This window comes from Micromonospora sicca (assembly GCF_003172935.1).
Taxonomy (GTDB): Bacteria; Actinomycetota; Actinomycetes; order Mycobacteriales; family Micromonosporaceae; genus Micromonospora; species Micromonospora sicca.
Genome location: NZ_QGKS01000457.1, coordinates 1 through 5,706, shown reverse-complemented (window position 1 = coordinate 5,706; position 5,706 = coordinate 1). Strand labels below are relative to the sequence as shown.

Annotated in this window: 5 protein-coding genes, 1 tRNA gene and 1 pseudogene; all 7 read right to left on the bottom strand. The window is 73.6% G+C overall.

The window, feature by feature from the left end:
* Positions 1-276: 276 nt before the first annotated feature.
* Positions 277-351: transfer RNA gene (locus tag DKT69_RS34165), tRNA-Val, on the bottom strand.
* Positions 352-434: 83 nt separating this feature from the next.
* The gene (locus DKT69_RS34160) at positions 435-902 is read right to left on the bottom strand and encodes a peroxiredoxin (protein WP_109805529.1); all 468 of its coding nucleotides are present in this window, start codon (positions 900-902) and stop codon (positions 435-437) included.
* A gap of 79 nt (positions 903-981) precedes the next feature.
* Positions 982-1,419 carry a DUF3052 domain-containing protein gene (locus DKT69_RS34155; protein ID WP_109805528.1) on the bottom strand — a complete coding sequence of 146 codons (438 nt, stop codon included), beginning with the start codon at positions 1,417-1,419 and terminating at the stop codon, positions 982-984.
* A 111-nt stretch (positions 1,420-1,530) separates the two neighbouring features.
* Positions 1,531-3,780, bottom strand: coding sequence for a transketolase C-terminal domain-containing protein (locus DKT69_RS34150; protein ID WP_438361903.1), 2,250 nt, complete (start codon positions 3,778-3,780; stop codon positions 1,531-1,533).
* Positions 3,781-3,903: 123 nt separating this feature from the next.
* Positions 3,904-4,347 (bottom strand): annotated as a pseudogene (locus DKT69_RS41550) (transketolase); the annotation flags it as partial.
* A gap of 51 nt (positions 4,348-4,398) precedes the next feature.
* Entirely contained in the window at positions 4,399-4,881 is a 483-nt protein-coding gene (locus tag DKT69_RS34145) for a MarR family winged helix-turn-helix transcriptional regulator (protein ID WP_109805526.1), read from the bottom strand.
* A gap of 307 nt (positions 4,882-5,188) precedes the next feature.
* Positions 5,189-5,593 carry a YjbQ family protein gene (locus tag DKT69_RS34135; RefSeq protein ID WP_201750000.1) on the bottom strand — a complete coding sequence of 135 codons (405 nt, stop codon included), beginning with the start codon at positions 5,591-5,593 and terminating at the stop codon, positions 5,189-5,191.
* Positions 5,594-5,706: the final 113 nt, after the last annotated feature.

The window sequence follows — 5,706 nt, the reverse complement described above, 5'->3', positions numbered from 1 at the left end:
CGACCATGCCACCCGCTGGCTCACCTGGCGACGCCGTCACCAGGCTCGCGCACGCTGGTTCCACCAACGCACACGACTGAACCGCGACTACGCCCTGGTCAGCTAGCAATTGGCGGCTGCCGTACTAGGTCGCCTGAATTGGCCGTGCGGACTGCGCTAGTGCGGTGTCCACTAACGTTCACCGGGGTTGCGGTGGGTGTTGTGGATCCTCGCCTTGGGGCGAGCGACGCGACGCGCGAGCGTGATCTTGTGATTGGCTCCATTGCTGGTCAATGGTGGTGGGCGCGGCAGGTTTCGAACCTGCGACCCCTCGCTTGTAAGGCGAGTGCTCTCCCGCTGAGCTACGCGCCCGGAACGCCCGTACAGCGGGCCGGTGGCTGGCAAGCCTACCTGCCGGTCACCGGCCCGGTCGAACGGTATGCCCGGTTCGGGGATCAGGCGGCGACGGTCTCGGCGAGCGCCTTGCGCCAGCCCTCCTGGTCGCGCGCCTCGCCCGGCATGTTCATCTCCGCGAACCGGACCACGCCGGTCTTGTCGATCACGAAGGTGCCGCGGTTGGCGATGCCCGCGACGTCGTTGAACACGCCGTACGCCTGGGCAACCGCGCCGTGCGGCCAGAAGTCGGCCAGCAGCGGGAACTGGTAGCCCTCCCGGTCGGCCCAGATCTTGTGGGCGTAGACGGAGTCGACGCTGACGGTCAGCACCTGGACGTCGTCGTTGACGTACTCGTTGAGGTTGTCCCGCACCTCGCACAGCTCACCCTGGCAGATGCCGGTGAAGGCGAGCGGGTAGAAGACCAGCAGCACGGTGCGCTTGCCGCGGAAGTCGGCGAGCCGAACCTCCTGGTTGTTCTGGTCCTTCAGCACGAAGTCCGGCGCCTCGGCGCCAACCTCGATGGTCATGCGAGCTCCTCGGGTCGAGTCTGGAGACGATCAGCCTGCCACACCCGGTGGCGCGGGCCGCCGGGGCGTGGAGGGCCGGCTACTTCTTCGCCTTGGACCCGCGGCGGAGCACCAGGCGGGCGCCGCTCCAGTCGAGGCCGGCGTTGACCGTCGAGGTCTGCTGGAGGCCGGCGGTCTGCGCGCTCTCCGCGACCTCGCTCGGCTCGACGTGGCCGTCCCGCCCGGCCTTGGGCGTCAGGAGCCACACCACCCCGTTGTCGGCCAGCGGCCCGAGGGCGTCGACGAGAAGCTCGAAGAGGTCACCGTCGCCGTCGCGGTACCAGACGAGCACCGAGTCGACCACCTCGTCGGTGTCCTCGTCGACCAGCTCTCCACAGCGGTCGGTCAGGGCGTCGCGGAGATCCTGGTCGACGTCGTCGTCGTACCCCATCTCCATGACGACCATCCCCGGCTCGATCCCGAACCGGTCCGCCAGGCTGCGTACCCCGTCGGCGGCCTGACCAGCGGTCGCGCTCACTGTCGCGTGCCTCCTCATCTCATCCCTGCTCGCGGCGTCGTACGACACCGTCGGGCCAAGTCCACACAGTTGTGGCTCCCCGCGCAAGTGGCGCACCGGGTGGAACGGAATTTACCGTGCCAGCAGCGTACGGGCACCCTGGGTAATGGCTTCCTCGGAGACCAGAACCTGACGCGCCGCCGGACCTAATGGTACAAACGAGTCAACTCCCGCCACCCGGCGCGCCGCCCCGACGTACCCGGCGTCGACCAGCGCGGCGATCACCCCCTCGCCCACCCCGCCCGACCGGCGGGTCTCGTCGACGACCAGGACCCGGCCGGTGGCCGAGGCCTCCCGGATGATGTCGGCCACCGGCAGCGGGGCGAGCCAGCGCAGATCCACCACCCGGGTGCCGATCCCCTCGTCGGCGAGGGTGGCCGCCGCCCGCAGCGACATCCGCACCCCGTTACCGAAGGTGATGATGGTGACGTCTTCGGCGGAACCGACCCCGTACACCCGGGCCCGGCCCACCGGGACGTGGCCGGCCGCCCACGCGCCGGGTTCGGCGTACTCGCCCAGCCACTCCCCGTCGCCGTCGGCGTACAGGTTCCGGGTGTGGTAAAGGGCGATCGGCTCCAGGAAGACGCAGACGCTGCCGTCCACCGCCGCGGCGGCCAGGCAGGTCCGCAGCATGGGCGCGGCGTCGTCCGGCCGCGCCGGCACCGCGATCACCAGGCCGGGCACGTCCCGCAGTACGGCCACCGAGTTGTCGTTGTGGAAGTGCCCGCCGAACCCCTCCTGGTACGCCAGCCCGGCGACCCGCACCACCATCGGGTTGCGGAACGCGCCGCCGGAGAAGAACTGCATGGTGGCGGCCTCGCCGCGCAACTGGTCCTCGGCGTTGTGCAGGTAGGCCAGGTACTGGATCTCCGGCACCGGCAGCATTCCGGCGATCCCCGCGCCGAGGCCCAGCCCGAGGATCGAGGTCTCGTCGAGGAGCGTGTCGAAGACCCGGGCCGCGCCGAACCTGTCCCGCAGCCCCTTGGTCACCCCGTACACCCCGCCCTTGGCGGCGACGTCCTCGCCGAACACGGCCATGCCGGGGTGGTCGAGCATCCCGTCGGCGAGCGCCGCGTTGATGCTCTGCGCCAGGGTGAGCGGGCCGGCCAGCTCCGGCGGCTTGCCGCCGAACGCCTCGGCGCGCGCGGCCGCGTTCGGCCCGGCCGCCCGGGCCGCCGCGTCGGCCACGGCGTGGGAGATCCGTACCGGCCGGCGGGGGGCCAGCGCCGCCACCACCTCGGCCGGGGAGGCGAGCTTCGGCTCGTCGAGCACCTCCTCGGCGATCCGGCGGACCTGCCAGCCCCGCTCGTCGTACCGGGTCAGCAGTTCCTCGCCGGTGGCGAAGCCTCCCTCGACCAGCAGCCGCGCGGTGGCCAGCAGCGGGTCCCGCTCGGCGTCCGCGGCGATCTCCGCCGGGCTCCGGTACGCGGTCTCCGCGTCCGCCCCGGCGTGTCCCATCAGCCGCACGGTGGTCAGGTGCAGCACGGCCGGCCGCCGGTGCCGGCGCACCCAGGCCGCCGCCTCCCCCGCCACCCGGTACGCCTCGACCGGGTCGGCGCCGTCCGCGGCGAAGTAGCGGATCCCGGGCTTCGCGCGCAGCGTCGCCGCCACCCAGCCCTTCGGTGAGCGGACGCTGATGCCGAGGCCGTTGTCCTCGCAGACGAAGAGGACCGGGATGCGCAGGCCGGTGTGGTCGTACCAGCCGGCGGTGTTGAACGCGGCGGTGGCGCTGGCGTGGTTCACCGAGGCGTCGCCGAACGAGCAGACCACGATGGCGTCCGGCGGCCACGGCGAGCCGGTCGCCTCGCCGGTCGACGGCGCGGACCCGGCCCGGCGTCCGCCGCCGACCCGTCGCAGCCGTTCCAGGGCCAACCCCATGCCGACCGCCCGGGGCAGGTGCGAGGCGATGGTGGAGGTGGTGGGGATGACGGTCAGGTCGGCCCGGCCGAAGACCTTGTGCCGGCCACCGGCGATCGGCTCCCGGGCCGAGGCGACCATCCCCCGCAGCACGTCCCGCGCCGCCTCGGCGTACGCGTCCTCGGCGACCGCCGGGGCGGCGAGCACCGCCTCGCCGGTGGCGTCGACCGCGACCCCGACGCCGAGCGGAAGGGCCCTCGCCTGGACGGCGCCCGCGTCCCGGTCCGGCGCGCCGGCGTCCCGGGCGGGCGCCTCGGCTGTCCGGTCGGGGGTTCCGGTGTTCTGGTCGTGGTCCGGCGCCACGGTGCCGGACGGCGGCTCGACGGCCTCCGCCGCCGACCGCCCGGGGTCGGTTCCGGCCCGGCCGGCGCCTTCCGCGTCGGGCTCGGCCGAGCCGCCGAGCAGCCGGTCCCGCCCCGAGGTCGCCGCGTCCGGCTCGGTCCGGTCAGCGCCGTCCGCCTCGGCGCCGCCGGACTGGTCGGAGGCGGAGAACCCGTCCCGCCCGGCGCTCGCCGCGTCCGGTCCGGCGTCGGTCGCGTCGGCCGCCGACCCGCCCCCGGCCGGCGAGCCGGCATCGCCGGGACCGGTCCCCGGGCCGTCGGCCACTTGGCCGGCCGGGACGGTCCCGGCGGCCTGGGCGGCCCGGAGGCAGTAGAAGGCGCCGGAGCGGTAGTGCAGGAGGGCGGGATCGGTGGGCCGGAGGGCGGCGGCCACCGCCGCGTTGCCCTCGTGACCGGCGGAGCCGATGGTGTAGAAGCCCTCACCGAAGCTGCGCAGCCAGCGTCCGGCGAGGTCCAGCAGTCGACTGGTGACCTGGGCGTCGAACAGGGCCAGCGCCTGCGCTCCCGTCAGCGGCGCGCCCTCGGTGAGTGGCTCGTCGAGGTCACGCCGCCGGGCGGGGACGCCGAGCGCGCCCAGGGCCTCCCGGAACCGGTCGTCGAGATCTTGCGGGGTGGTCACGTCGGACAGCATTACCGACGAAGGGGCCCCGCGCCCACTCGGACACGATCCGCCCGCCGGGCCTCACTCGTCGCCGCACTGCTCCGGGCAGCCGCCGTCGGAGACCTTCCAGACCAGCTCACGAAGGGCGGCCAGCTCGTGGTTGGTGAGCCCGCCGAGCAGTCGCGAATCGGACATCACCTGGTGCACCCGGTCCCGCATCCGCCGGCCGGCCTCGGTCACGACCAGCGTCTTCTGCCGCCGGTCGGCGGGGTCGACCCGCCGCTCCACCAGGCCGGCCTGCTCCAGCTTGTCGACCAGGCCGGTGACGTTGGAGCGGTCGCAGCGCAGCTGCTCGGCGAGGTCCCGGGCGGGCAGCGGCCGGTCGGGGTCCAGCTCGTGCAACGCCCGGGCGACGGCCGGGGTGAGGCCCAGCTCGGAGATCTCCACGTCCTGGTAGTGGCGGATCGCGGAGGCGATGTGCATGATCCGGCGCACCGCGTCCCCGGCCAGGCCGGAGCGGTCGCCCGCGTCGGGGCCGGCGGTGGGAACGGTGGGTTGAGCCATGCCTCACATGCTACTTGCCGATCCAATAATTGATTAGTTCTAAGGTTGAGCGGCTCACGCAGTTGCGTGGGGCATTCGCACCAGGAGGCACACCAGGTCCGTCTCCGTCCTCGCCATCTCCGGCAGCCTGCGCGACGCGTCGTTCAACACCGCGCTGATCCGGGCCGCGCAGCGGCTGGCGCCCGCGGGCCTGACCCCGGAGTCAAGGACGAGACCACGGAGACCCTCCTCCGCGCCCTCCTCGACGCCTTCGTCGCCAAGATCCGCGTAACCCACCTCGCCCTCACGCGGCGGGGCGGCGCCCCCGTCAGCCCGGCAGGAACGAGAAGCGGACCTTGCGGCTGGGGTTGTCGCCGTTGGTGTCCACCAGGCAGAGCGACTGCCAGGTGCCGAGCGCCAGCCGTCCGTCCACCACCGGCAGGGTCGCGTACGGCGGGACGAACGCGGGGAGCACGTGATCCCGCCCGTGCCCGGGCGAGCCGTGCCGGTGCCGCCAGCGGTCGTCGGCGGGCAGCAGGTCGTCGATCGCCCGCAGCAGGTCGTCGTCGGAGCCGGAGCCGGTCTCGATGAGGGCCAGCCCGGCGGTGGCGTGCGGCACGAAGACGTGCAGCAGGCCGTCGCCCTGGCCGGCGACGAACCGCTCGGCCTCGGCGGTGATGTCCCGGACGGTGGGCCGGGAGCCGGTCTGGACCGTGATCACCTCACTACGCACATCTCGCATTCTGCCCGAGCGGGTCAGTTGCCGCCGCCGGACCAGCCGCCGTCACCGCCCGACCCACCACCGCCGAGGCCCCCGTCCCGGCCGTCATGGGACCAGCGGCCGTC

Bases quoted from the DNA above. Each gene is read 5' to 3' on its own strand.
- DKT69_RS34145 (WP_109805526.1), bottom strand. From the start codon at position 4,881: ATGGCTCAACCCACCGTTCCCACCGCCGGCCCCGACGCGGGCGACCGC.
- DKT69_RS34160 (WP_109805529.1), bottom strand. From the start codon at position 902: ATGACCATCGAGGTTGGCGCCGAGGCGCCGGACTTCGTGCTGAAGGAC.